This window comes from candidate division WOR-3 bacterium, from assembly GCA_039802205.1.
Lineage (GTDB): Bacteria > Hydrothermota > Tepidihabitantia > SM23-42 > JAOAFX01 > JAOAFX01.
In genome coordinates, this window is the sequence record JBDRWD010000021.1 from 1 (window position 1) to 23632 (window position 23632).

The 23632-nt window shown below is 44.3% G+C and carries 20 protein-coding genes; 19 read left to right on the forward strand and 1 reads right to left on the reverse strand.

Annotated elements, in window-relative coordinates; all coding sequences use genetic code 11:
- The first annotated feature begins 764 nt into the window (after positions 1-764).
- From ABIL39_05980 to ABIL39_06070, 19 genes are all read left to right on the forward strand, one after another.
- Entirely contained in the window at positions 765-1844 is a 1080-nt protein-coding gene (locus ABIL39_05980; protein ID MEO0165668.1) for a DUF6754 domain-containing protein, read from the forward strand.
- 1 nt (position 1845) lies between these two features.
- Positions 1846-2469, forward strand: a complete 624-nt coding sequence (locus ABIL39_05985) for a hypothetical protein (protein MEO0165669.1) — start codon at positions 1846-1848, stop codon at positions 2467-2469.
- 29 nt (positions 2470-2498) lie between these two features.
- Entirely contained in the window at positions 2499-3320 is an 822-nt protein-coding gene (locus tag ABIL39_05990) for a hypothetical protein (protein MEO0165670.1), read from the forward strand.
- Positions 3317-3934 (forward strand): hypothetical protein, encoded by a 618-nt coding sequence (locus ABIL39_05995; GenBank protein ID MEO0165671.1) that lies wholly within the window; start codon positions 3317-3319, stop codon positions 3932-3934. The genes ABIL39_05990 and ABIL39_05995 overlap by 4 nt, the downstream gene beginning before the upstream one ends.
- Positions 3934-4770, forward strand: a complete 837-nt coding sequence (locus tag ABIL39_06000; protein ID MEO0165672.1) for a DUF4388 domain-containing protein — start codon at positions 3934-3936, stop codon at positions 4768-4770. Before ABIL39_05995 ends, ABIL39_06000 begins: the two co-directional genes overlap by 1 nt.
- Before the next feature lie 12 nt (positions 4771-4782).
- Positions 4783-5529 carry a roadblock/LC7 domain-containing protein gene (locus ABIL39_06005; GenBank protein ID MEO0165673.1) on the forward strand — a complete coding sequence of 249 codons (747 nt, stop codon included), beginning with the start codon at positions 4783-4785 and terminating at the stop codon, positions 5527-5529.
- Between the two features lie 10 nt (positions 5530-5539).
- Entirely contained in the window at positions 5540-6127 is a 588-nt protein-coding gene (locus tag ABIL39_06010) for a hypothetical protein (GenBank protein MEO0165674.1), read from the forward strand.
- Between the two features lie 8 nt (positions 6128-6135).
- Positions 6136-6504, forward strand: coding sequence for a hypothetical protein (locus ABIL39_06015; protein ID MEO0165675.1), 369 nt, complete (start codon positions 6136-6138; stop codon positions 6502-6504).
- A 28-nt stretch (positions 6505-6532) separates the two neighbouring features.
- Positions 6533-6883 carry a hypothetical protein gene (locus ABIL39_06020; protein ID MEO0165676.1) on the forward strand — a complete coding sequence of 117 codons (351 nt, stop codon included), beginning with the start codon at positions 6533-6535 and terminating at the stop codon, positions 6881-6883.
- A 59-nt stretch (positions 6884-6942) separates the two neighbouring features.
- Complete coding sequence (locus tag ABIL39_06025) at positions 6943-7566, forward strand: MotA/TolQ/ExbB proton channel family protein (protein ID MEO0165677.1); 624 nt, start codon at positions 6943-6945, stop codon at positions 7564-7566.
- Entirely contained in the window at positions 7567-8031 is a 465-nt protein-coding gene (locus tag ABIL39_06030; protein MEO0165678.1) for a biopolymer transporter ExbD, read from the forward strand. It abuts the gene before it with no gap.
- Positions 8031-8447: a biopolymer transporter ExbD gene (locus ABIL39_06035; protein ID MEO0165679.1), complete on the forward strand. Its 417-nt coding sequence runs from the start codon at positions 8031-8033 to the stop codon at positions 8445-8447. The genes ABIL39_06030 and ABIL39_06035 overlap by 1 nt, the downstream gene beginning before the upstream one ends.
- A 1-nt stretch (position 8448) precedes the next feature.
- Entirely contained in the window at positions 8449-9057 is a 609-nt protein-coding gene (locus ABIL39_06040) for an energy transducer TonB (protein MEO0165680.1), read from the forward strand.
- Between the two features lie 123 nt (positions 9058-9180).
- The gene (locus ABIL39_06045) at positions 9181-10227 is read left to right on the forward strand and encodes a hypothetical protein (protein MEO0165681.1); all 1047 of its coding nucleotides are present in this window, start codon (positions 9181-9183) and stop codon (positions 10225-10227) included.
- 11 nt (positions 10228-10238) lie between these two features.
- Positions 10239-13007 carry a TonB-dependent receptor gene (locus ABIL39_06050; GenBank protein MEO0165682.1) on the forward strand — a complete coding sequence of 923 codons (2769 nt, stop codon included), beginning with the start codon at positions 10239-10241 and terminating at the stop codon, positions 13005-13007.
- A gap of 13 nt (positions 13008-13020) precedes the next feature.
- Positions 13021-16014, forward strand: a complete 2994-nt coding sequence (locus tag ABIL39_06055) for a hypothetical protein (protein ID MEO0165683.1) — start codon at positions 13021-13023, stop codon at positions 16012-16014.
- Between the two features lie 10 nt (positions 16015-16024).
- Positions 16025-17137, forward strand: a complete 1113-nt coding sequence (locus ABIL39_06060) for a PorV/PorQ family protein (GenBank protein ID MEO0165684.1) — start codon at positions 16025-16027, stop codon at positions 17135-17137.
- Positions 17138-17195: 58 nt separating this feature from the next.
- Positions 17196-19844, forward strand: coding sequence for a T9SS type A sorting domain-containing protein (locus ABIL39_06065; GenBank protein MEO0165685.1), 2649 nt, complete (start codon positions 17196-17198; stop codon positions 19842-19844).
- Positions 19845-19949: 105 nt separating this feature from the next.
- Positions 19950-21557 carry a T9SS type A sorting domain-containing protein gene (locus tag ABIL39_06070; GenBank protein ID MEO0165686.1) on the forward strand — a complete coding sequence of 536 codons (1608 nt, stop codon included), beginning with the start codon at positions 19950-19952 and terminating at the stop codon, positions 21555-21557.
- 41 nt (positions 21558-21598) lie between these two features.
- Here the strand turns inward: ABIL39_06070 and ABIL39_06075 are convergent, their stop codons facing one another.
- Positions 21599-23632 carry a glycosyltransferase family 39 protein gene (locus ABIL39_06075; GenBank protein ID MEO0165687.1) on the reverse strand — a complete coding sequence of 678 codons (2034 nt, stop codon included), beginning with the start codon at positions 23630-23632 and terminating at the stop codon, positions 21599-21601.

A 23632-nucleotide genomic window follows, 5' to 3' on the forward strand; every position in this document is an offset into this window, starting at 1 on the left:
TAAAGAATGTCAGGGCTAAAACTTACTATTCATTCGTTGACTATTTAATTAACATGGTTCTCGGGTCATTCTCGATATATACAAACACAACCGAAATTGAAGGGAATGTCTCAAAGTAGCAATTAAAATATAATTCTACTCAAGGCCTGCTATTTCAGCAAATAGCAGGCCTTATTACTATCATCCAAAACGGTATCTGTGGAATAACCTGGGGGCATTGGAGAACATTTGAAAGTCATTGGCGTCAGATCTCTACTTTCTACATTAAAAATTTTAAAAAACGCTTTCCCCTTCCACTTACGAACTGGCATAAATCTTAATTTTTAACACTCTTTACTGCCATAACTTCTTTATACATAATCCCCGCAAATTATTATTTTAAAAAAAACGCAAAGATGCCTTCTCCTGTTCTGAGTCCTCTCCACATTTTTATAAAATGTTTTATTTAGTGACAATAAAACCTATGGGCAAAATTGATAAGGGCACCCAATAATTTCAGTGTCGGACAAGGTTTTGATTGATGCCCCTCGTAGGGCAAGGCTTTCGCATTGCATAAATAAAAAGTTAGTCGGGTGGTAACCGGTAAAATGGTAGGCGCAGGCTTTAGCCTGCGGATAAATGTTTTTAAATCCCAGGGTATCTCGCACCCTGAAGGGTGCGGCTACCGCTAATAATTTAGCGCATAAAAATGATTTGACAGAAAGCGGAGAGGAGTCAGGCTGTGCTACTCTTGACATTCAAAAAATTTTGAATAAAATTATTAAATGTTATTCCTGCTATTGGTTTTGGGGATGGATATTCAACTGGAGGTTTTTGATACGCCTAATGATGATGGGTCAAGTATTACACTGAAATGGCAGACGGCAGGGCATTTTCAATCCTTTGAGATCTACCGCCGTGCTGCTAATAGTAACGATTTTGAAAAGATCGCTGAAGTTGCCGGGAGTGACCGGGAATATCAGGATTTAGATTTAAACTCGGGGGTTTTTTACTATTACCAGATTGCCGGAAAGAAAGATACTCTGAAGATTCTTTCTCAACCTGCAGGACCGGTGAGGGCAGTGGTCCAGTACTTCCATACCGCCCGTCTGCCCATGGCAGTCTGTATCGTTTTTCTTTTTTCGGTGATCATTTTCTATATAAGACGTGCTCGCAAGCGCCAGAAACTTTTTATCCGGAAAATCTCTGCGCTTAACGCGATTGAAGAAGCCATTGGCAGGGCAACGGAAATGGGCAAGCCCGTATTATATGTTCCCGGGATAATGGATATCGATGATCCCCAGACAATTGCCTCGATGAGCATCCTTGCGCGGGTTGCTGAAAAGACTGCAGAATATGGAACTCCCCTTTATGTTCCCACCAGCCGCTCCATGGCAATGACCATGGCCCAGCAGGTGGTAAAAGAAGCGGCAACCAGGGTGGGACGTCCTGATTGGTATAATCCCGACAATATAAGATACATAACAGATGACCAGTTTGCCTATGTTTCAGCAGTGGATGGGATTATGGTGCGGGAAAAACCAGCGACCAATCTTTATCTGGGGACATTTTATGCGGAATCGCTTATCCTCGCTGAGACCGGGCATTCCACTGGCGCGGTGCAGATCGCCGGGACTGCGATGCCGGACCAGTTGCCATTCTTTGTGGCTGCCTGTGATTATACATTACTGGGAGAGGAATTATATGCGGCGAGTGCCTATTTATCCCAGGAACCGGTTCAGCTTGGTTCACTTAAGGGACAGGATTTTGGGAAGTTTATATTTATTGTGGTGATCATCATCGGGGTGATAAGCCAGCTCCTTGACTGGCAATTTTTCATCAATCTATTCAATACCGTAGAATGAGATGAAGGTAATTTTGCCATTGCTGATCGTCTTTGTTTGTGGATTTTACATGCTCATAACTTTTTTTATCCCCGCGAAATTTGCCCAATCCAGTGCTCAAATGCTCCAGTTGTGGTATCAGGGTGTGGCAGCCTTTTTTGTCTTCATCGGGATATTCAATCTGATAAAGATCAATGTCGATCGGATACAGAGAAGATTGAAAGATTGGGAGTATAGCATAATCCTTCTTTCTTTCTTAGGCATTATGCTCGGAGCGGGATTTATTGGCGGGCGTGATTCCCGATTATTTCTTTATCTTTTTGAAAATTTTCAGGTACCCCTGGGTGCGACGATGTTTTCCCTCCTTGCCTTCTTTGTCGCTTCGGCTTCATTCAGGGCATTCCGGGCAAAAACTCCTGAGGCAACGTTGCTTTTGATTGCAGCGGTGTTGGTGATGATTGGAAGGATTCCGCTCGGCTATCTGCTCTGGCATAAATTTCCAGACCTGGTAGAATGGATAATGCGTGTGCCCAATACCGCGGCGAAAAGAGGCATTTTATTCGGGATTGACCTTGGCTTGCTTTCCATGGCGTTGAGGGTTCTTTTAGGGATTGAACGGAGTTATATGGGCGGCGGAGAAAAATAGTATGCTTCCGGGCATCAATACTGATAATCATGAAGGTTTTTGAACGATTAAGTCGTCTGGATCGGAGGGTGATCTTTCTTCTGGTGGCGTTAGCTGTGATCGTTCCAATGGTCGTTCCCCTGAATCTGCCCGTGGACATCACCAAACCTGTAAAAAGGGTCTATGAGATGGTGGAATCTTTACCTGAAGGTTCGGTGGTGCTTATCTCTACGGATTACGACCCCGGTAGTGAAGCCGAATTATATCCAGCGACCGAGGCGTTTATTGAACACTGCTTCCGCCGCAACTTGAAGATATATCTGATGGGACTCTGGCCAGCTGGGAGTGAATTGGGTAATATCGCCCTTAACAAGATTGCGCAGGTTTATAATAAAAAATATGGTGAGGATTTTATCAATATCGGCTACCGACCCGGTGGCGCAGTGATGCTTTTGAGTCTGGGAAGAAATTTTGGGGATGTGGTAAAAGTGGATTATCAAGGTATCCCCGTCGATTCATTCCCTTTAGGCAGAAAGGTAAAATCAGCCCACGACCTCGCGCTGGTGATGACCTTTTCTGCCGGCGACCCGGGAATTTTGCACTGGATAATATATTTTCATGCGCGGTATGGTGTTCCGATCTGTGGAGCAACTACGGCAATAATGGCACCCCAGCAGTATCCCTACCTGAGCTCTGGACAGCTCGTCGGACTTTTGGGAGGATTAAAGGGTGCTGCAGAATATGAGACACTCGTAAATAAAAGGGGACGTGGTTTAAGAGGTATGGATTCCCAGTCGATAGTCCATCTTCTCCTCGTTGGATTTATCGCCCTCGGGAATGTGATACTTTTATATCAGAGGAGAAGGAGATGATCAACATAATCGGGACTTGGATTGCAGCATTATTGACCCTGGCAATATATTCCTTTCTTTATAAAGACAATCCCTTCTATAAACTTGCCGAGAATATATTTGTCGGCGTTTCCGCTGGATACTGGGCAGTGGTACTTTGGTTTGATTATGCCTGGCCCAATTTGTTTGAGCCCCTTTTTAAAAGGGGGCAGTGGTATAATATCTTTCCAATTTTTATCGGACTTTTGATGTTTGCACCGCTCATCCCCAGAATCTCGTGGATGGTGCGCATCCCCCTCACCTTTACCATGGGTGTAGCAATGGCTGTTTCCATTACCCAGATCGTCCAGGGCGACATCTTCCCCCAATTGCAAGCAACCTTCTTGCCCTTGAAGGGAATTCCTTTTTTTGAAGCCTTTTCCAATTTCTTGATTATCTGTGGAGTTATTTCTACATTGGTCTACTTCTATTTTTCCAAAGAACATAAAGGGGCATTGGGTCTCGGCGCCAAGATTGGCATCTGGTTTATGATGATCTCTTTTGGTGCTTCTTTTGGTTATACGGTCATGGCGCGTGTTTCTTTATTTATCGGCCGGGTTTATTTTCTGCTCCATAATTGGCTGGGGGTGATTTGATGCCGGATTTGGAAGTGAATTTAAAAGAATTCAATCTTCCAGATGTTTTGCAATTTCTCGTCCAGCGACAAAAAACTGGGGTGGTGAGGGTTACAGGAGAGTTAAACGGCGAAATCTATCTCAAAGATGGCCGCATTGTACATGCGACGGATGGCACCGAAAAAGGATTTGAATCCCTGCTCAACCTTTCGCTGGTTCGCTTAGAGAAAGGAGTATTTGAATCAGGTGTTAGGGCAGTTGAACAAACTATCTCCGAGGATGTGGGCAGACTAAATGAGAGTATCGAAAGGCGACGGATTGAATTTGAAAAGATTAAAGACCGTTTACCACCAAGGGATGCGGTGCTGGCAAAATCCACAAAGGAATTGCCATCAGCCGTAGCTCTGCGTCGGACTGACTGGCAGATTCTGGCGATGATTGATGGAAGAAGAACTGTGAATGAGATCATTGCCCAATCCCAACTCGGAGGGTATGAGACGATAAAGACGATTGTATGGCTCAAAGAGCAGGGTTTGATTTATGATCCAAAGGAAGCAGAAAGATTGATGGCGGGACTTATAAAATATCTCAATGCCTTCTTCAAGACTTTTGGAAAGAATGGTTTGAATTGGTTTAAGCGGTGGTCCGAGATGAATGCTGAGAACCAAATGCTTTCTTCAGCAATAAAAATAAACGAAGAGACTTTTGAGATTGAAATTCTAAATTCCCTCGCCGAAGACCAGATTGAGACCTTTAAGAAGAGTTTTGAGGAATTTATCAAGAATGAGGGACCTCAATTATACGGCAAACTTTTGTTCAAAAAGAAACTTGAAGAGATGGGTGCGGAGTTAAGATAAAAAGGAGTGGAGATGGAAATACTTGATAGGATACCCGGGATATTAAACTATGCTGTGGTCAATGCTGAGGACGGTTCAATAAAAGAAGTCAAGGGTTCATCTACTTCACCTGTTGGAGATCTGACAGCCTTTTTCTCTTCGGGTGCCGAGGTGATTAAGAATACTTTAAATCTGGGTGAGATTGAATTCATCACCATCTGTTACGGAGCGAATCGACTTATTATCTTTCCTCACGAAAATCATTATCTCGGTATTGAGGTGGTGCGGGAGGAGAATCCAAGGGAGTTTATGGGAAGAGTAAAAGAGCAATTGATTCAGAAAAAAGAGGTGAAAGAAGAGATAAAAGAAACGGTCACGGAGAAAATTCCAGAGGGGGTTAAAAAAGAGGAGATAGAAGCAGCAAAGGTTACCGAAGAAAAACCACGGATGGAAATTGAAATACCCAGAAGTATTAAATCCAAACTTTTGCAGCTAAATATGCTGGTAGATGAGTTCGGGAGCGGAGGTAAAAAGGACCACTGGATTGAGATACTCAATCAAGGACTGGGAATTTTGGCGGCGGATATCTTGCCTTTGGTGGGTATTATTGAAGATAAGTTGGCTTTCAAACAAACTCCACCACCGGAGAAAGAAGAAGATATCGTCCAGATCCTAAGAACACTCATTGATTTTCTGGTGAAAAAAGCCGTAGAAGAGATGGGCTCTTCTCAGGCGCGTGTAAAGGTTCAATCGGTTATTGAAAAAATGAAGCAACTGTAAGGGGGGATTTATGGCAGAAGAGATTCTGAACCGTATTGAAGAACGGGGTTTGGGACTTCCCTTCATCGTGAAGAAGGACGGCACTATCTTCACCTCTAAAGGCGGGGCGGATTTGGGGTATAAATTCAATCAGACCGCGACCGTGGTGTTTGAGACAATCGGTGCGCTTGGAGGTATAAAGATTGAAAATTTAGAGATAATAGGGAAGAATCAGAGTCTTTTGTGTGAGATTAGCGAGGAAGAGATTATCGGACACCTTTTCGCGACTGTGCAGATGGCTATATACGACAATATTCTGGAGGCGATAAAAGAATTAAAAAAGAGGGGTGAGGCGATTGTTAAAGAAGAGGCAAAACCAAAGGAGAAGTACCCTCCAGAATTCCTGGATGAATTAAAAAAACTGGTTCAAGAATATCTTGGTGATTTTGCCGAGCGGGTATTTCAAAACCAACTTAAAGCCCAGCGGATTAAGCCTGAAGAGCTTTATGAAGAAGAAATCCGACGTTTTATCTTCGCCTTAGGTAAGGCCGCCGGAATGATAATAGGTCCTACCAAGGGTAGAGACCTTACCAATAAATTGTTAGCCCGATTAAAATAGGAGGTGGTATGGCTTTTTTGATATTTTCTGCACCCTTTGGTATCGATGAATCTACTTATCAATCGCTGGCAATAATTCCCAATTACCTTTTGGTTTTAGGCGCCCTGCTCTTGTGGTTAGCCTTTATATTTTTAGGGATAATTGCCCGCAGATATGAGATCGTCCTGGGCGAAAAGACTAACTGGCAGTTTATGGTCATCGCGCCAACAGGTATTCTCATTTTTGCCTTTTTCCAGTTGATATTCTGCGGTATTGGAGGGAAGATGATGCTTCCCAAAGGAGGGATCAATTATCTCGCCTACGGACTATTTTTCCTATCCGGGATTCTCTCACTCATTGCCAATTTTCGTTTTCACCGGGTGACCCGAGGTAAGTGAGGGGTTTAAATAATATAAGGAGGAATCTATGAGGCCAGATATAATTGCCGAAGTGATCTTTATGGCTGGAATTTTGCTTACCATCATCTCATTGGTCGTTTTCGGATTGATATTAAAACGGCTGCTGAATTTGATCGGTGGAAAGGGCATTTGGATATTCCCCATCATCGGCAGTATTTTTCTTGTCGCGGTTGCCGGGTTTCATATTTACCGGATGGTCTTTTATTTTCCGCTTTTGAGTGTGGCTGGACCTGGGGATCTCTTTGAACTTATCGTTGGTTCGCTTGGGCTTGCCCGTCTGGAAAGTTTTCTTTTTCTCGGCGCCGGGATCTTTCCTCTCATTGGCGGTATCCTCTATTATTCAGCAAGTTCAAAGTAGTGCTTGACATAGTGGAGTTTTTAGATATAATGGAGAATAACAGAAAGGAGGCATAGCATATGGTCAAAGAATTTGCAATTGGCGGAAGCGTGATGTGGTTGTTGCTGGTCTGCATCATCTTGGGACTGGCAATTATAATTGAGCGGCTTTATTCTTTGTTGATAAAAATAAGGCTGAATCCTAAGAGCTTTATGGAGCGGTTGGTCTCTACAATAGATGCTCAGGGTGTGGATGCGGGAATTGCGTTATGTGACCAGACTTCGTCACCAGCAGCCAAGATTGCCAAGGCGATTCTGGAAAAAGCCGATAAAGGCAAAGATGCGATGGAAGAAGTCGCTACCCGTGCCGCCGCGGTAGAACTGGCATTTTTGGACCGTGGCATGGCACTCCTTGCCGGTTTGACCACGGTTGCACCTTTTTTAGGATTCTTGGGCACGGTCACGGGTATGATCCGGGCATTTGCCGCGATTGCTGCGGCGGGAGAAGTTGAACCCACAATCGTTGCCAGCGGTATCTCCGAGGCATTGATAACAACGAAGTGGGGATTGTTAATTGCCACACCCCTGGCAATCATCCATATCCTTTTTTCGGGCAAGGTTGATGGTTATACTAAGGATATGGAAGAAGTGGCAGCAGGATTGATTGATTATCTCATTGAGCATTATCAGAAAAGGAAAAAATAGATGGAATTGAGACCGAAGAAAAAAAACAAACCCAGCATTCCCACTGCCTCCATGGGTGACATTGCCTTTCTGATCATCATCTTTTTTATGACCACCACGGTTTTTACACGCGAGAAGGGTATCAAGATGTTGTTACCGGAAAAAAGCCAGCAGGAGACCAAAGTAAAACCGGAGAATGTTGTTTCGATCCTGATCAATCCAGAGGGCGCATTGAGATTGAGGGCTGCAGGCTATGACGGAATAGATATATCGCCCCAGAATTATTCTGAAGTGCGCCGGATTGTTGAAGAAAAATTACTGGAGCGAGATACCCTTCTTGTCGTTTCTTTGAAAACCAGCCGGGATGCGCGTTACCAGGCGATGATTGCGGTTTTAGATCAGATAAAATTGTGCCGGGTTGTCACCCAAGATGGTCGGGAATTGCGGGCTAATAAGATAAGTTTGATCCCAACGAGTGAGGAGTGATGCGCAAAAGCATTATAAGAAGATTTACCCAGACACCGGAGATTCCTACCGCCTCTACAGCCGATGTCGCCTTTTTGCTCATCCTGTTTTTTATGGTGACGACTGTTTTTAGGGCCACGACCCTTAATCTAAAACTCACCTTGCCCAAGGCGAAGTCCACGGAACGGATTCTAATCCGTCGCAATATCACCCATCTTTTCATTGACCACAATGGGCGTGTATTCATAGATGACAGTTTGGTGCCTAAAGAGCGGGTGAGTTCCCGCATTGCACCTAAAATCGCTGAGAATCCTGATCTGATTACGATTTTGAATATTCACGAGGATATCGATTATGGGACCGTGGATGTAGTATTGGATCAATTAAAGGAAGCAAGGGCGTTTAAGATTACATTTGCAACTGAGTTTGGGGGTTAAGATGAATGACCACAAGCTAATGTATGGCATCTATTTTCGTGCCGGTATGCTCATTGGGATTGTTATCTTGATTCTTTTATTCCTTTTTGTACCTTATGCTGAGGTGGAGCCATATAAATTGAAAAAAGAGATCGTGACGATGGTGGAGCAGATATCGGCTGAGATTGAAAAATACGAAGAACCACCACCAGTCGAAAGACCGAAAGTCGCGGTTGCTGCTGCGGCGACTGAAGTTACAGAAGAGGCCGTGGAGACAATTGCTTCCACTGAGTTTCGGGAAGAAATCATCAGAACCCAACCGACGGGCCCGGAAATAGAGATCATTCCTTATGCCCGTGTGGAGGTAAAGCCCAAGCCGGTTTTTATCCCTAAACCGGAATATCCTGAATTGGCTCGTAAGGCAGGTATAGAAGGTAAGGCATATGTAGAGGCGATAATCGATATCGATGGAAGTGTGATGGAAGCAAAAATCTTTAAATCAAGCGGTAATCCCATGCTGGATGAAGCAGCACTCGCCGCGGCGAGAAAGGCAAAATTTACACCGGCGAAACAACGGGATAAATTTGTCCGGGTCCGGGTCAATATTCCTTTTGATTTTAAGTTGCAATAAGTCCTTGACATTTTAAAATATAACGATTATAATATCTGCGTTAGAATTTAATGAAAGGGGGTGATAAGATCAAAAATAGCAAAGAAAGCCATTATCTGGAGAGAAACAACAAAGGAGGCTTGAATGAAATATCTAACCTGGCTGAGTTTAGTTATTATGATTCCTTTGGTGTTTATTAATTGTGGAAATGAGCCACCAGAAGAATTTTATAATGGCACCCCTGAGGATGATTCGCTGATTAATAACCTCCTTGCTCAATATCCGTACTTTCTTAAAACCGATGATATCCTTCTCAATCAGTACATCAATGTGAAGCTCAAGGATATAAGCCCGGAGTCCCTACCTGCTTCTGATTCCTTCTTCCGTGGTGAATCAATCTTGGTAAAGCAACATGTGGATAGTCTCTGTGACAAGATTGCAAGCAGTGCACGCTTTAAAGATCTCTGGTATACAAAGGACACGACCTGCACCGTATACCTATTTGACACCTTTAAGGTTGTAAGGAGTGTGCATTTTGATGTGGAATACCGGGGTTTCTATTTCTATCCTCCCGGAGATACCGACAGAAAACTTGACTCTCTCGGAATTGATAGCACAGGTGGCTACCGATCATATGACACTTTGACTTTGGAAGGTTTACGCCATCTCTATGTTGAACCGGTGAAAGAAAAGGTCTGGGACGAAGATGCACAGGATTCGGTCTGGAAGGTTAAGGAACCGAGAGAATGGCTCCTCAAGCGCATCTCCTATGGGAATTATGCGATACCCAACCGAGGTGCGAGTATTCCTTATATTTCCAGGGCTTATCTCACCGCGAAAAGCACAGGCAAGACTGACACTATCTGGGCAGTTAACTATGATACGCTTACTTATCCACATGCCATGAATCGACTCCGCCATATTGATTCACTCCTTGAATACACCAATGGTGATACATTGACCATTGATCTATTGATTGGCGGCACAATTCCGGAATCCCTTTGTACCTTCTTCGCCCAGCAGGATGGCAAGAAGGTGCAACTTTTGGATGGGACCGGGAAGATTCAGATCACTGGTTCAGGGGTAACTAACTTAGTGATTGAAGCGATAGTAACCGATGCATTCTATTATGTGAAACCCGCAAGTCCGGTCTTGGCGCGCTTCTGGCTCATACCAATTAGAGTTAAATAAGGAGGTGTGTGATGAAGAAACTTTTGGCAATGGTCCTCGTCGGTGCCTTTCTATTTGCTGCGGAATACGGAAAGATCACCGGTAGGGTGAGAGATGCAGAGACCGGTGATCCTTTGGTTGGTGCGGATGTGATTGTGGAAGGCACCGAACTGGGTGCGGCAACCGATGAGAAAGGTGAATTTGTGATTCTTTATGTTCCTGCTGGAACCTATAGCGTCACCGCTTCTTACCTTGGTTATGACCCATTTACTTATACCCAGGTGATTGTAAATGCGGACCAGACGACGACCTTGAATTTCCGTTTAAAACCTACGGTGATTGAAGTGGAAAAAGTTACCGTCGTGGCGGAAAAACCACCGATTGTCCTTTCCCAGACCCAGAGCGGTCATTCCGTGACCTCCCAAGATATTGCTCGTTTGCCGGTCACCACGATCAACCAGGTCGTTACCCTTCAGGCAGGGGTTTCAACATCCAATCTTGGAACTCATGTTCGTGGTGGAAGGGCTGAGGAGATAACCTATTATGTTGATGGTATTATGACCAAGGTTCCTCATACTGGACTTCAATCAACTCAGGTCAATGCCTCAGCAGTAGAGGAAGTAACGGTAGTGAGTGGGGGATTTGATGCAGAATACGGCGAGGCACTCTCCGGAATCATAAACATTGTTACCAAAGAAGGTGGTCCAAAGCCCTCAGGCACGTTTCGTTATCTAACCGACGAAGTATTCTTTGCCGGAGATCTTAAGGATAAATTGAATTTTGGTTACAATCTCTATGACTTTTCCCTTGGCGGACCAATCCCGGGATTCCCAAGAGTGCGTTACTTCCTTTCCGGTGAACTTACGCTCACCGATGCTTACAGGGAAGCATTATACAAAGTACCCTCTCCCCGTAATACTTACCGCGCCCAGACAAGATTATCATATCTGATCCCGAATAATAAAGGAAAGGTGACGCTTACTGGTTTCAATTCCCGTGACCAGTATGTGACTTGGAGCTCAGGGAGTTTAAAATACTTCCAACGTCGACCGATGAGCCGGACCAAGAACTATATCCTTTCTTCTACTTTCAATTACATGCCCAATGCCCAGACCCTTTTCTCGTTCAAGGCAGGTGTCACCCATTATGACCGTGTCTATGGGACCAGGGATTATGAATGGGAAGAGGAGCACAATCAGAGGTGGTTCAATGACTACCGGATGAAGGCTGAACACTGCATTAAATACCTGACCGAAGATAGACTCCCGCCCAAAGATGTGATTGTGGATAGTGTAATGCAATACCACACAGAGTACACAAATCGGGATGTCTATGCCTTGAGAAATAATCCATACGGGATTGAGGGTCTTTTCTATACCTATGGCGATTACCGGGTTTGGCGTTACTGGCAGAATGATGATATCCAAGCACGGTTTGATGTATCCCGCGGTGTGGGCAAGATTCACGAATTCAAAACCGGCATCGATTATGTCGGCTACAATTTGAAATACTACGATAATAACCTTCCTTGGGTGACCAATCCCTTCTGGGACTATTATGAGCGTTCGCCCTATAAATTTGCTGCTTATGTCCAGGATAAGATGGACTTTGAGGGGCTCATTGCCAGGTTGGGTCTCCGTTTTGACTACTTTGACCCCAAGAGCTTTACCTATAAAGTTCCCAATGATCCAAACAATGACACCCTGGTGTGGGCAGACAAGAGCTTCAAATTCTCACCGCGTTTAGGTTTCTCCCTGCCGGTAACCGAACGTATGAAATTCCGTTTCAATTATGGACACTACTTCCAGTTACCAGGACTTGATGATATGTTCGGCACCACCGATACTGCAGTAATTCGACTTGCCCTTTCCCGCGGCAATACCATTGTCGGTAACATCTTCATGAAACCTCAGAAAACCGTTCAGTATGAGGTGGGGATTGAAAACCAATTTACACCCGAGGTCGTGTTCGGGTTCACCGCTTACTTTAAAGATGTCTATGACCTCTCCCAGATCCGACAGGTCATCGCATTACCTATGCCCTATTTCCAGTTCTTCAATGTCGACTATGGAAATATCAAAGGGTTTGAATTCAGCCTCCAGAAGACGATGTCAAATATGTGGGCATTCGGTTTAAGTTATACATTGCAGTTCGCCAAAGGAACCGCCTCTTATGCAGGTGAGTTTTATTACGATTTCTACTATGGAGGTATTGACCCGATCACCGGCCTGCCCTTGCAACCACCGGTTATTGATTATTGGCTTGATTTTGATGAACGAAACATAGTGAATGCCAACCTAGACCTCTCGCTCCCTGAAGATTTTGTCTTCATCCCGCTCCAGAACTTCAATTCTTCCTTTGTCTTCTCATACCATTCGGGCCATCCATATACCCCTGAAGACCTTAGAGGCAATAAACTCGGTGATGAAAATTCTGCACGTATGCCAGGCTACTGGAATGTGAATATGAATGCCAGCCGACCGATAAAGATCGGTCCAACAAGACTGGTGCTCAGTGCACTCGTCAATAATCTTTTCAACACCCGCCAGATAATTGAGGTCTATACTACAACTGGTGATCCGGATAATCATGGTGATCCTGAACCGCTGATTACCCAGTTTGGTTATCTCTCACTTGCCTCAGCCCGTTATTCACCGCAGGCGGATTATAACCATGATGGTGTCATCACTCCAGTTGAGATGAAAAAGGCTTATATTGCGGCCCGGACGGATTACTATCTCGATCCCACAAATTACAACGGACCATTCCGAGTGCAGTTAGGTGTTAGTTTGGGATTTTAATTAGGAGGCAAAGATGAAAAGGATACTGGCATTAATCATTATTTTTACCGTACTCGGTTTTTGCCGGACTGCAACTCCGGTGCCTCAGTACCGGCCTTTCCAGATCGTCAAGCATAATATAAATAATGTGGAGATGTGTGTCTCCAACTACGGCAAGTTTGGCCAGACTGAGGCAGGTAATTCAGGTCTTTTCTGGCCCAAAGGGAGTGGCAATACCTATATCTTTGGTGCTGGTTCCTGGTTTGGTACGATCGACGGCACGGATACCTTGGTGACGATCGGTTATGGTCCTCATGGTGGCGAAAGCGAATATGTTCCTGGATTAGCGACAATGTCATCCGGCGACCCCAACGCGATAATCTTCTTATATCCATCACCTTGGCCACCTCCGGCTGATGTCTATCAAATGGCGCCACAGGTTCCAAAATCCCATCAGGATTCTTGGTGTGCCTATAATGATCTTGATATCAACCAGCATATGCCTGGTGATACCAGACCAATCGGACTTGAGGTCTATCAAACGGTCTATGCCTGGAATCTGAGCACAACTCGGGATATCATCTTTGTCAAAGTCGAGTTAAAGAATGTAAGTGGTAAAAAATTGACCAATTGTTATTTTGGTATTTGTACCGATAATGATATTGGAAATGAAGCTGGGCAAAATGCTAATGATATCATCTCCGGGATTGTCGGTCAGTGGTATGTCATAAACGGTGAATCGCTCTGGGTTGATAACCTCGGCTATCAATACCAGAAAGAATGGGAACAGGGTTGGTTGAAACCACCGGGTGCAATCGGTTTTGATTATCTCCAGAGCCCCTGGGATTTGAAAGAGGGCCAGGATAAAGATAACGATGGCATCCCTGACCAGCATGAAAGGGATAGTGCCTATTATGCAGGCAATGTTCCTCAGGCGCAATGGGATGTGGATGGTGATGGCACACCTGACTGGCGCGATCCTTCTGAGATCCCACAGCTCGGTATGACGGCATTCAAACGGTTTACCCTCAACCTCGAGCCGAATAAAGATAATGAACGTTATGTAACCCTTGCTGGTTACAACTTTAAGACTGGCGAATATACACCTTTTGACACTGCACCTCCTCAGCCTGATGACCAGCGTTTCTTACAGTGTAGCGGTCCCTTTGACCTTGATCCTGATTCAATCGCCACTGTGCTGGTCGGAATTATGTTGGTCGATTGGCCATATGACCAGGTAGAGCGTCCAGATACCCAGTTGGCAAAGCTTGACCAGACGGTTCAGTACATATATGATATGAACTGGCTTTTGCCCGGTCCACCTCCTCCGCCGAAATTAACCTGTGTGCCAGGTGATGGAAAGGTTACCCTAATCTGGGATAACACGCCTGAGACTGCACCAGACCCCTACTACGATGTAGTCAGTAATCCCCAGAATCCACAGACCTATGATCCTTACTACAAAAAATACGACTTTGAAGGATATCGCATATGGAAGAGTCCGACCGGCAAGACCGGTACTTGGAGTTTGATTGCATCCTTTGACTTAGCCAATGGTATTACCTTTAAAGATCCTGAGGCACCGGACTCAATTGCCCTGCAGGCTACCGACGCCGGCCTTGCCCATTCGTTCGTTGATACCGATGTCCGGAATGGTTTCGGTTACTACTATGCAGTGACTTCATTTGATTACAATTTTGTGAAAGACTACTTTGACTCGATCTATGTCGTCGATTCCCATGTCTGGATCGATACCATTGTCTATCCGGATACGGTGATCATCGATACATTTATCTATTACTACTATGACACAGTGAAAGTTGCAGGTCCAAGGCCGATCTATTTTGAGAGTGGCTTGACTGGTGTGGTAGCAGTGCCGAGAAGGGAACCGGCGAATTATAAAGAGGGTAATGTCCAAGTAGAATGGGTTACAGGTAATCCTCGCTTGACCTCCAATGTAAATGCCAAGATCGTGTATCCTTTGAATATGAAGACCGACGAGCAGTATCTCAGGTTTGGACCTATAGTCCGGGTCGGGAATCAACCTCAGTATAGTACCTATCTCCTGGATAAGGACCGCAATCCAGTTGATAGTTTCAAATTGGTGATGCCTGTGGATAGTTTTGCGCATCAATATTTCTATGAATTTAAAGAAGTCAATGGTGTGAGTGTTACACCTTGGTTTATCAAGACGAGGACCAAAGGTAGCGTGGTGATCTTCAGTGAGGTGGTAAAGGAATCAGGAACTTATCCAGATTCGCTGATCCGTTTAGATGCAACCGCAGCCGGTTGGCCAATCAACTGGGCATATCGAGGTAATGATTTCCGGGTAATCTGGAAAAAGAAGGATCCCTCAGGAGTGGTGAACACGGTGGTGGTTGTGGATATGATGACCGGTGACACGATACCCTATCGTCCCTATTTCTTGCCAAATAATGCGGTGGTCGATAGTCTGGCTGATGGCTGGTGTTTTGTATCACTATCGGGTTCTACGGATACGCTCGTTTACTCCAATCAGCCCAATTTGGGCACCCGGTATCTATATATTTGCAGTGGCAAAATTGGAATCAGTAAGACCTGGATGAAACCCGGTCATCCACGACCCTCAGAGAATGATGTCTGGGTGGTAAAGGCAACCACTCAATATGCACCAGCACCGTTTGGTGCGGAGTTTAAAATTGTTTCCCAACCCGCAGTTCTGTTAGATTCAGTCGTAACGCTGAATGTAAAAGTCGTGCCCAATCCCTATCTCGTATATAATGAGTGGCAACAATCTTCCCTTATCCGACGCTTACGGTTTATCAATTTGCCTTCGGATTGTGTGATCCGGATTTTCACCTTGAATGGCGATTTGGTTAAGACGATTGTCCATAAGGCAACGGTCGGTTCGGTCCAGGGTGATGCAGGTGGTGATGAGTGGTGGGATTTATTGACGGATAATCGACAGCTGGTGGCGAGCGGAGTCTATGTCTTCCATGTCGATTCCAAGGTTGGTCAGCAGACCGGTAAGTTTGTTATCATTCGTTAAGGAGGCAAAAATGAAGAGGTACCTTGCAATCATTCTTGTCATCGCCATTCCACTCTTTGCCGATTTTGCAAAACTGGGAACATCTGGTGCCCAGTTCTTAAAGATCAGCGTGGGCCGGGGTGCTGCTATGGGCGAGGCTTTTGTTGCGATCTCTGATGACGCCTCGGCGACTTACTGGAATCCGGCCGGACTGGGTGTGATAGGTAATCGGCAGTTTGCCTTACAGCACAACGAATGGATTGCAGATATCAAGCACGAATATCTAACTGGGGCAATACCACTTACAAATATGGGGACGCTCGGTTTCAGTCTCACAGCACTCACGATGGGCAAAATGGAGATAACCGATGTTGATGATCCGAATACCAAAACCGTGCGCGAGGATACAGGAACCGGCAGATATTTCAATGCCTCGGATTTTGCCGTGGGAATCTCCTTTGGCAGGATGTTTACCGACCGTCTTGCGGCTGGTTTTACAATTAAAGCTATTCAGGAGATGATCTGGGATATGAATGCGACCGGGATTGCGACCGATTTTGGGATTCATTATAACACCGGTTTTAAGGGATTGAAGATTGCCGCTGCCATGTCCAATTTCGGTGCGGATATCAGTTTCGGAGGAAGGAATTTAGACCGCTCTGCTGACCCATTCCCGGATTCACCACTCGACTACCAGAAAGTTCCGGTTTCAGTAAAAACAACTCCCTTCCCCTTGCCGCTCATCTTCCGTTTTGGCATCGCCATGAATCCGGTCGAGACCGAGGCCCAGCGTTTAACAGTCGCACTTGACCTGAACCATCCCAATGATAATTACGAAACGATTAATTTAGGTCTGGAATACGGTTATCTCAATACTATTTTCTTGCGCGCGGGATACAAGATGTATCTCAATATTGATTACATGAAGGCGATGACTGGAGCTGAACCGGTATACGATTCCACTGCCCAGAAATGGACCTATCCAAACTGGGGCGATAACACCGAATGGTTGCTCAACAACCTTACCGGTGGTGTGGGGTTCAATCTCAAGATGGGTGGCCGGGAGATGCGTATCGACTATGCCTATATGAATAAAGGAGTGCTCAGGGCGACACATCGGATCGGCCTGCTCTTTGGGTTTTAATTAAAAACTTAAGCAGGGTGGGGTCGGTCATCGACTCCACCCTGCAAAGGAGTGGATGATGAAAAAAATAAGCGTTGTGGTTCTGATAATCGGATTTTTAGGAGCAACAGAATTCATCCCCCGGGAAAAAATTCAGGAGGTTGCCTACAAATTTCTCAATCCGAGATTCGGTAAGAATTTATCATTGTCGCAGATAATTACTTACTACGGATGGGATGAAAATCCTAATGCCTACGGACTGGTATTCGAGGAGACGGATGGCGATTACATAACTATTATCATGGGTGCGCGATACACCACTTCACCGATAGGCGAAGTTTATCAGGGTCAACCCCATTGTATAAGGTTTTTAGACCGGGCAAAGAAGAGATTGGAAAAAGCTTTTGCTCATATTTCGGAGCTGGATCGCTACTATTACTTTGGGACCGGTGAGGAGTACGCCGGTTTTCGGATTGGGGGTAAAAAAGTTTTGATCAATGTTTTAAATTTGCAACTGAGGACCGAGGATGAACTTTTCCGGATAAAACCCGAGCCAGTCTTGGAACGCTGGACCCGGGAAAAATGGAATTATTATCTTAATAATGAAGATTTTGCAAGCCGGCAAAGCAATTACATCGATTCGGTCCCCTTCATAGATTGGGTATATGGTTGTTCACCAACCGCGGCTTCGATGATGTTCTGGTACTGGGATCATAGGAATTATGGGAAACTTGTAGATTATTTCTATACTCACTGGGATACGCCGGAGAATGAATGGAACGACTGTGCTAATACAAATCGGGAACTTGCATTGGCGATGAATACCGATACCCTAACCGGTGGCACTTACATCAGTAACATTGCACCCGGGATGCTGACAGTGGCTAATTCCTACAATGGTTATTCATTCAGTGCTTCTACTTCCCCTCAGGGTGGTTACTGGAACCAATGGGTATTTTCTTATCTCAAAAACGAGATCGATGCCCAGCGGCCATGCCATTGGAATGTTATCCAGTACTGGTATCCGCCAATGAATGAGTATATAAACCATTCTGTGACCGGAGTAGGCTACGAAATTACCAGTAACGATACTTTCGTGATCGTCCACACCACCTGGGACAACGGTGAACCGCTCTGGCCATTGGGGACATATTACAACGGTGTCTGGTCTTATGATTATGTAGTAAGTCTAATCCCTGGTGGCTCAAATCCCAATAATGTCATCCTTGATTATCCCCGAGGAGGCGATATCTACAATCTCCCGGTCATGTTCAAAAATTTAAAATACGCCATCCGCTGGCATACCACGGGTTCAGACATAAGTTACCTGAAATTGTGGTGGTCAAAGGGTACAGATGGAGAAGGTTATGATTCCCTTCGCTGGACGTTGATTGCTAATAACGTGGCTAATACAGGTAAGTATATCTGGACATGTCCCAATTTAAGTTGCTCTCTCCGTGTCAATATTGCAGCAATGAATGCGAGCAATCTCCGTTTAGCCGCGGACGGTAGTTTCGGAAGGACAAGGGTTACAGAACTAACCCATTCTGCAAACCTCAATCTCATTGGTCATTATGATACTCCTGGCTGGGCTAATGATCTTGTGATCCATGGAAATTATGCCTATATCGCAGATGGTGCAAAGGGTATAACAGTTTTAGATATCAGTGACTCCACCCTGCCCGATTTTGTAAATCAGGTAACCATCCCGGGCAATCTTGGAACGATTGGATTGGGCGGTCAGTATCTTTTCGTTGGTGATAAAGAAGATACCTTCCGGGTATTGTCGATATCCAATCCTACAAACCCTGTAGAGGTGGCAAAACTTGCTTTGAGTGATGATGTGTTAGGACTTTTTGTGGAAGGCAATCGGGTCTATGTTGCTGCCCGGAGTCAGGGGCTGGTCATTGTAGATGTCCAAATTCCTTCCAATCCAGTGATCATTGGAACATATAATACCAGTGGCTTTGCTTATGATGTGGTAGTTGCGAACAACCTTGCCTATGTTGCTGATGCCACAAAGGGAGTGCGAATAATCGATGTCTCTAATCCGGTAAATCCGGTGGAGACCGGTTATTATGATACCAATGGTATTACCTATGGAGTGGCATTATTCGGCAATTATCTTTATGCCGCGGATGGGACTGCGGGAATCAAAGTCTTTGATGCCTCAAGTCCAGATACATTAATCCTTTTGGGTTCATGTGATACACCGGGAACAGCTTCCGGCATTCAGTATTATAATGGCTACTGTTTTGTCGCTGATGGGACATTGGGTGGTATGCGGGTAATAGATGTTCGAAATCCAAACGCTCCAAGCGAAGCTGGATATATCCTTTCTTTAAGTTCCGCAGTCTCGGTATTGGTTAATCGGAGTCTTGTTTATCTTCCAGATGGAAGCACCGGGCTGCTTATAATAAGGCAGGATATAGTAGGAATAGAAGAAGGAGTTAAAGGGGGAGTCTCTTTTGGTTTAAAATTATTCCCTAAACCCGGGAAAATTGGCAATCCAGTCCATCTCCAGTTGACGGTCACCCAAGAATCTGACGGCAGATTAGAATTATTTGATCTCGCGGGCAGGAAGGTGGCTACTGTTTATCAGGGGAATTTCAAAACAGGTATCAATGAATTTCATTGGATACCCACGGGTCTCTCTTCGGGTATCTACTTTATCAGGGCAAAGATCGATTCAAAAACTGCAATCGATAAAATTCTGCTTTTAAAATAATAAAGAGAAAGGAGGTGAGAGGAAAAAGAAAAAAAACAGGTTGCAATCTCCCAGCAAATGCTGGGAACTATTTTAGCAGGATGGTTTTAAAAGAAAGGAGTGAACATGAAAAAAATATTGACAATCTTAGGGTTATTATCGGTGGTTTTGTGGGCAACCGTGGTGCCGGCAAACATAGATAAGGCAAAATTAGATGATGGGACTGGTCATTGTGATAAACATGTGCCAGTGCTGACCCGTGCCGAGATAATCCCCGCAGATTCCTCGGCAAATGAGTATTGCATGTGGACTCAGATGCAGGAATGCCTTGCCTATAATCCCACCGATGAATATCTGGAATTTGTCTGCCGGAATTTTGCGATTGGTAATAATCTTGATGTCTGGCAGACCGATAAGAACTTCACTTTCACTATAACTGATGAGAATGTTTATTCTCAGCAGTTGGGTGGTGGTGCGCGCTATCCTACCAGTGTTGCTTCAGTTGATGGTCAAGGTCCACATATCTCAGCACCCGTTCTTCAGGCTGGTGCTTGGGGATTGATGATGGGTCAGTATGAAAGCGGAGGCTGGTTCTCCTCGTTCTGGGATGACCCAGTCAATCTTGCCGGCAATGTTGGCACCCATAAGTGCATTGGCAAACAACTTCCCAATGGCAATATCCTCTTCATCGGAGTTACCGGAAGCTATGATATTCTTTATCAAACATACAATTACGACTTGACTCAGCAACTGGGTGGAGGAGTGATTTCTCCGGGTCCGAGCTACTATTTCGGATTTGATATCAATGGTGGCACGGCCTATGTCTTCTGGTATGATGCAAATTTGAATGTCTACTACAAGACTTCAACCGATGGCATCGACTGGAGTTCAACCCAGACCTACAATTTGGTTTGGCCCAATCCCTTTACGAACAATATCTTCTATTGGGGTCAGGTGGCGGTTACCGATGCCGGCAACCCGGTGATTGTATTTGATATGGTGAACGGTGATGATAATGAATATCCCTATGAAGGCAAAGTCTATGTCTCGGTTGCTCCGGGTCAACCTTGTATTGAGGTCGGAGTTACCACCGCCGGTGCAGAGAATTTCTATCCTACCATTGCCACTGGTGGGAATTATGTCGTCGTCTTGTTCGGTGAAACAAGAGGCGGCACTGGCTCAAATACTTTCTGGGACATTTACTACAACTATTCAACGGATGGTGGAACCACATGGCACACACCGGTTAGTCTTACGAGCGATATCAACGATCACAACAACTGTCTCTGGCAGATTGCCAAGAGAGTTGATGCAGTAGGAAATGGTCAGTTCTTCTTCACCTTCGGTTGCGCCATCGCCGATCCTTTGCTCGACCTCTATGACAATATCCAGAATGGTAGTCCCACACCATCCCGCTGGTATGTGGGCAGAAATCCCATCGTCGGTATTGCGGAGAACAGGACCGAGACTCCAAAGAAACTGGCACTCAATATTGCACCCAACCCGGTGCGCAATCAAGCACATATTGCCTATGCGTTACCCAAGGCAGGGAATCTCACAATCGACCTTTACAGTGCTGATGGCCGATTGGTCCGAAAGGTTGAGCAGGGTCACAGGAATGCCGGGTTCTACAGCACGAACATTGATACCCGTGAACTTGCAAATGGTGCCTATGTAGTGGTTCTCAAGGCTGGCAAAGAGCAACTCTCGGGTAAACTGGTGGTTGCCCACTAACAGAAAGAAAAATAAAAAAGGGGGCCCAAAAGCCCCCTTTTTTATTTGGTGAGCAATTGTAAATTTTGAAGTATTGGTTGATAGTGCTTATTTTTTTGTAAACCCATTCGCCAGTATTTTTGGGCGTTTTTTAAATCATGCAATTGAAAATAACAAATGCCTGCGAGATTGAATATCTCGGGTGGGATTTCATAGCCCTGCGGATATTTTATTGCTTGAACAAAGCATTGTGCTGCATTCCGGTAGTCTTTAAATTTTAGGTATAGCCTACCCAAACCTTCGTAAATAATTGGATTTGGAGACGGAATTTTCGTCCGGTAATAATCAAGAATATTCAGTGCCTTGTTAATTTCACCTTTCATAAGATAGCAGTCTGCGAGATTATAATATAGCATGGCATCGGCGTGCGGTAGATTTAAGGCGATGTTCAAATAATAAACCGCACTGTCGATTGCACCAGATTTTTTAAAGAGATATCCAAGTTGGTTATAGGCATAATGAAAATAAGGATTTAATGTGCATGCCTTCTTGAAGCTTTCGACACTTTTTCCGAAATCACCAATTTTATCATAATACAAACCTGCTACATAATACAATTCATATTTTAGCTCATCATCCGGCATGTGGAAGCCGGTGGTTAGATATTTTTCAACATCGTATAATCGATTATTTTCAAGAAGTGCCCGGCTGATTTGGATATAAACGAGAGAGGGTGGTTTTTCATACGGGTATTCGTTTTTAAAAAATTTATTCCTGGTCCCGATCATAGAGAATAAAAAAATACCGAAAATGATTGAGAGAGAAGGGTAATTCTTTTGCTTAAAATCCTTTATAATGGTGATTAGAATATATCCAGCATACAGGCAAAAGAATGGAATAACCGGCAATCTATAACGGGAGGCGATGAACATTAAAATTATGGTCAAGCTGTAAATAGCATTGAAAAATAACACGAAGAAAAACAGTATCTTTGATCTTTTATTTTTTTCAAAAACTGTGTAATAAATTAAGCCGGTAAGCGCCAGTGGAAATAAAAGTCCTGCCCGGGGCAGGGGTAGATGACTGAGAATAGAGAAATTATTAAAAAATTGCTCATCGGTATTACGTGGAAATTCATGGGCATTAAAAAACAAAAGGGCCTTTTTAGCAGTAATCGAAATCCAGTTTAAAGGATTTTTGATGATAAATTCCAGTGCCTTTTTATACCAATAGTTCTGCATCTGGGCAAAGTTAGTTATTTTTGTCGAGATGTAAGCCGTCGTCAAGAGACTATCCCATTGATAACCTGGTTGGAGTGCTACAGTTTTATTGATCTCTGGATTATTGCCGATATAAAAATTTATCCCCCCATTATAGGATATTACTACCAGTTCCTTAGAGTGGAGAATATTCCGTAGGGTTGATAAAGTCGCGGGCAGTATGGCAATGATGAGAAACATTAAAATATATTTTATTTTTGCTAAAAGCGGAAGGTCTCGGAGAACGAGATAAATAAAAATGATTACGATGGGCAATAATATCAAAAAATTTGTGAGGGTTATTGTTAACAATCCGAAAGCGGAAGCGCTGACAAGGAGTGGGATTAAATTTATATTATTTGTCTCACTCCCCTGAGAAAACTTAATCCAAAAAACGATGTGCATCAGCATGAAAAAGATTATCAGTACCGGCGGAAGGATTTCGGAAGCGCTTTGGATTATGGGAAGATATGAGGCATAAAAGATTGCGCCCATCAGAGCGATAGAGGCATTTAATAGTTTTTGTCCAATGTAATACAACATCAAAAGATTTAGCAAGTCCATAAGAATCTGGATTATTCTGACAGCATCGACTGGATGTCTGAAAATTTTATAGCTTAGAGCTACGAAGTAGTAATAAAATGGTGGATGGTAATAGGAATTGGGCAATCCTAAGAAGTTTTTATTTACAATATGCTCTGCAACTTTTACATATTCGGCTGAATCAACAATGGGCAGATCAAAGATCGGATTATTTTTTTTCAATTGATAAAAATGAAAAAGGCGTAAGATCAAAGCCGCCAAGATTACGAAAAATAACAGCTTCTTAGGTTGCAA

Coding starts and splice junctions, on each gene's coding strand:
- ABIL39_06025 (MEO0165677.1), top strand. CDS start 6,943: ATGGTCAAAGAATTTGCAATTGGCGGAAGCGTGATGTGGTTGTTGCTG.
- ABIL39_06035 (MEO0165679.1), top strand. CDS start 8,031: ATGCGCAAAAGCATTATAAGAAGATTTACCCAGACACCGGAGATTCCT.
- ABIL39_05980 (MEO0165668.1), top strand. CDS start 765: ATGTTATTCCTGCTATTGGTTTTGGGGATGGATATTCAACTGGAGGTT.
- ABIL39_05990 (MEO0165670.1), top strand. CDS start 2,499: ATGAAGGTTTTTGAACGATTAAGTCGTCTGGATCGGAGGGTGATCTTT.
- ABIL39_06040 (MEO0165680.1), top strand. CDS start 8,449: ATGAATGACCACAAGCTAATGTATGGCATCTATTTTCGTGCCGGTATG.
- ABIL39_06045 (MEO0165681.1), top strand. CDS start 9,181: ATGAAATATCTAACCTGGCTGAGTTTAGTTATTATGATTCCTTTGGTG.
- ABIL39_05985 (MEO0165669.1), top strand. CDS start 1,846: ATGAAGGTAATTTTGCCATTGCTGATCGTCTTTGTTTGTGGATTTTAC.
- ABIL39_06030 (MEO0165678.1), top strand. CDS start 7,567: ATGGAATTGAGACCGAAGAAAAAAAACAAACCCAGCATTCCCACTGCC.
- ABIL39_06010 (MEO0165674.1), top strand. CDS start 5,540: ATGGCAGAAGAGATTCTGAACCGTATTGAAGAACGGGGTTTGGGACTT.
- ABIL39_06060 (MEO0165684.1), top strand. CDS start 16,025: ATGAAGAGGTACCTTGCAATCATTCTTGTCATCGCCATTCCACTCTTT.
- ABIL39_06065 (MEO0165685.1), top strand. CDS start 17,196: ATGAAAAAAATAAGCGTTGTGGTTCTGATAATCGGATTTTTAGGAGCA.
- ABIL39_06055 (MEO0165683.1), top strand. CDS start 13,021: ATGAAAAGGATACTGGCATTAATCATTATTTTTACCGTACTCGGTTTT.
- ABIL39_05995 (MEO0165671.1), top strand. CDS start 3,317: ATGATCAACATAATCGGGACTTGGATTGCAGCATTATTGACCCTGGCA.
- ABIL39_06005 (MEO0165673.1), top strand. CDS start 4,783: ATGGAAATACTTGATAGGATACCCGGGATATTAAACTATGCTGTGGTC.
- ABIL39_06000 (MEO0165672.1), top strand. CDS start 3,934: ATGCCGGATTTGGAAGTGAATTTAAAAGAATTCAATCTTCCAGATGTT.
- ABIL39_06050 (MEO0165682.1), top strand. CDS start 10,239: ATGAAGAAACTTTTGGCAATGGTCCTCGTCGGTGCCTTTCTATTTGCT.
- ABIL39_06020 (MEO0165676.1), top strand. CDS start 6,533: ATGAGGCCAGATATAATTGCCGAAGTGATCTTTATGGCTGGAATTTTG.
- ABIL39_06015 (MEO0165675.1), top strand. CDS start 6,136: ATGGCTTTTTTGATATTTTCTGCACCCTTTGGTATCGATGAATCTACT.
- ABIL39_06070 (MEO0165686.1), top strand. CDS start 19,950: ATGAAAAAAATATTGACAATCTTAGGGTTATTATCGGTGGTTTTGTGG.